The 3,252-nt window shown below is 58.2% G+C and carries 2 protein-coding genes; both read left to right on the top strand.

Annotated features, from left to right (window positions below):
• Positions 1 to 276 precede the first annotated feature (276 nt).
• Positions 277 to 1,866, top strand: a complete 1,590-nt coding sequence (purH, locus tag INF73_RS21135; RefSeq protein ID WP_028015111.1) for a bifunctional phosphoribosylaminoimidazolecarboxamide formyltransferase/IMP cyclohydrolase — start codon at positions 277 to 279, stop codon at positions 1,864 to 1,866.
• 15 nt (positions 1,867 to 1,881) lie between these two features.
• Positions 1,882 to 3,174: a phosphoribosylamine--glycine ligase gene (purD, locus tag INF73_RS21130; protein WP_045261355.1), complete on the top strand. Its 1,293-nt coding sequence runs from the start codon at positions 1,882 to 1,884 to the stop codon at positions 3,172 to 3,174.
• The last annotated feature ends 78 nt before the right edge of the window (positions 3,175 to 3,252 follow it).

Below are 3,252 nucleotides of genomic sequence, written 5' to 3'. Positions count from 1 at the left end.
GAGGCGCATTATAGGGAGTTCTCCGCAGCCCGCAACAGAAAAGTTGCAGAAAAATGACTGACTGCTGCATTCCCCAGCAAAACCCCGCCTTATACCCTTTTACACACAGAGTTATCCACAGCGCTTCGAAAAAGTGAAAATATGCGAGCGTTGCGCAAACGTTTTCGTTAAAATGCTCGCGCTTAACAAGGAGGCCTCGTCAGGTGTGTTAGATGAGTTTTTCGCTGGAAAATTCATCTAACGCTCTCTGTAATCGTGAAATCCAGGGGATTTACCATGCAACAACGTCGTCCAGTCCGCCGCGCTCTGCTCAGTGTTTCTGATAAAGCCGGTATCGTCGAATTCGCTCAGGCACTTTCCGCACGTGGTGTAGAGCTGCTTTCTACAGGCGGTACCGCTCGCCTGTTAGCAGATAAAGGTCTGCCGGTAACCGAAGTGTCCGACTACACCGGTTTCCCGGAAATGATGGATGGACGCGTCAAAACCCTGCATCCGAAAGTGCACGGCGGCATTCTGGGCCGTCGCGGTCAGGACGACGGCATTATGGAACAGCATGATATCGCGCCTATCGATATGGTCGTCGTTAACCTCTACCCGTTTGCCCAGACCGTCGCCCGCGAAGGCTGCTCTCTGGAAGATGCGGTTGAGAATATTGATATCGGCGGCCCAACCATGGTGCGCTCCGCGGCGAAGAACCATAAAGATGTGGCCATCGTGGTGAAGAGCAGCGACTACAGCGCCATTATTAATGAGATGGATGCTAACGACGGCTCCCTCACTCTCGAAACCCGCTTCGACCTTGCGATTAAGGCGTTCGAACACACCGCCGCGTACGACAGCATGATTGCCAACTACTTCGGTAGCCTGGTTCCTGCCTACCACGGTGAAAGCAAAGATCCTTCTGGCCGCTTCCCGCGCACCCTGAACCTGAACTTCATTAAGAAGCAGGATATGCGTTACGGTGAGAACAGCCACCAGCAGGCTGCCTTCTATATAGAAGAAGAGGTCAAGGAAGCCTCCGTTGCGACCGCACAGCAGGTTCAGGGCAAAGCCCTTTCCTATAACAACATTGCCGACACCGACGCCGCACTGGAATGCGTGAAAGAGTTCAGCGAGCCGGCCTGCGTTATCGTCAAGCACGCCAACCCGTGCGGCGTTGCGGTAAGCACCTCTATTCTGGATGCCTACGATCGCGCCTACAAAACCGACCCGACCTCCGCATTCGGCGGCATTATTGCCTTCAACCGCGAGCTGGATGCCGAGACCGCGCAGGCCATTATCTCCCGCCAGTTTGTCGAAGTGATCATCGCGCCGTCCGCGTCCGAAGAAGCGCTGAAAATCACCTCGGCGAAACAGAACGTGCGCGTACTGGTTTGCGGCCAGTGGGCGGAGCGCGTGCCGGGCCTGGACTTCAAGCGCGTGAACGGCGGTCTGCTGGTTCAGGATCGCGATTTGGGTATGGTGACAGAAGCCGACCTGCGCGTGGTGACCAAACGACAGCCGACCGAACAGGAGCTGCGCGACGCGCTGTTCTGCTGGAAAGTGGCGAAGTTCGTGAAGTCTAACGCCATTGTCTACGCCAAAGAGAACATGACCATCGGGATAGGCGCAGGCCAGATGAGCCGCGTTTACTCTGCGAAAATTGCCGGTATCAAAGCAGGCGACGAAGGCCTGGAAGTGAAAGGCTCCGCCATGGCCTCTGACGCCTTCTTCCCGTTCCGTGACGGTATCGACGCTGCGGCTGCGGTGGGCATCACCTGTGTGATCCAGCCTGGCGGCTCTATCCGCGACGACGAGGTGATTGCCGCTGCCGACGAACACGGCATCGCAATGATCTTCACCGACATGCGCCACTTCCGCCATTAATTCCCGGAGCAGAAAATGAAAGTATTAGTGATTGGTAACGGTGGGCGCGAGCACGCTCTGGCGTGGAAAGCGGCGCAGTCTCCGCAGGTTAAAACCGTCTTCGTGGCACCGGGTAACGCCGGTACCGCGCTGGAACCCGCGCTGCAGAACGTGGCTATCGGCGTGACCGATATCCCGGCGCTGCTGAGCTTTGCCCAGACCGAGAACATCGATCTGACCATCGTCGGCCCGGAAGCGCCGCTGGTAATTGGCGTGGTTGACGCCTTCCGCGCTGCGGGCCTGAAAATCTTCGGCCCAACGGAAGGTGCCGCACAGCTGGAAGGCTCCAAAGCCTTCACCAAAGATTTCCTTGCGCGTCATAACATTCCGACGGCGGAGTATCAGAACTTCACCGACGTCGAGCCCGCGCTGGCTTACCTGCGTGAAAAAGGCGCGCCGATTGTCATCAAAGCCGACGGTCTGGCCGCCGGGAAAGGCGTTATCGTGGCGATGACGCTCGAAGAAGCCGAAGCGGCCGTTCAGGATATGCTGGCAGGCAACGCCTTTGGCGACGCGGGCCACCGCATCGTGATCGAAGAGTTCCTCGACGGCGAAGAGGCGAGCTTTATCGTAATGGTCGACGGCGAGCACGTTCTGCCGATGGCCACCAGCCAGGATCACAAGCGCGTTGGCAATGGCGATACCGGCCCCAACACCGGCGGGATGGGCGCTTACTCCCCTGCTCCCGTTGTTACCGATGAGGTGCATCAGCGCACCATGGACCGCATCATCTGGCCTACCGTGAAGGGCATGGCGGCGGAAGGCAATACCTACACCGGTTTCCTCTACGCGGGCCTGATGATTGACAAGCAGGGTAACCCGAAGGTGATTGAATTCAACTGCCGCTTCGGCGATCCGGAAACCCAGCCCATCATGCTGCGCATGAAATCCGACCTGGTGGATCTGTGTCTGGCGGCCTGCGAAGGCAAGCTGGACGAGAAAACCTCAGAGTGGGACGAGCGTGCGTCTCTGGGCGTGGTGATTGCTGCGGGTGGCTATCCGGGGAACTACAGCACCGGAGATGAGATCCACGGCCTGCCGCTGGAAGAGATTGACGGCGCGAAGGTGTTCCACGCCGGTACGAAGCTGGCTGACGATGACCGCGTGCTCACCAACGGCGGCCGCGTGCTGTGTGCGACCGCGCTGGGCCAGACCGTGGCAGAAGCGCAGAAACGCGCCTATGCGCTGATGGCGGATATTCACTGGAACGGCAGCTTCAGCCGTCAGGATATCGGTTATCGTGCTATTGCGCGGGAGCAGGGGGAGTAATTTCCCCCTAACCCTGACCCTCTCCCTCTGTACAGTCCGGGGACATGGTAGACAGGTATTCGGGGACATGGTGAACAC

This window comes from Enterobacter cloacae complex sp. P6RS, assembly GCF_014982245.1.
Lineage (GTDB): Bacteria > Pseudomonadota > Gammaproteobacteria > Enterobacterales > Enterobacteriaceae > Enterobacter > Enterobacter bugandensis.
The sequence above is the reverse complement of the archived record's forward strand: the minus strand, read 5'-3'. Positions and strand labels throughout refer to the sequence as shown.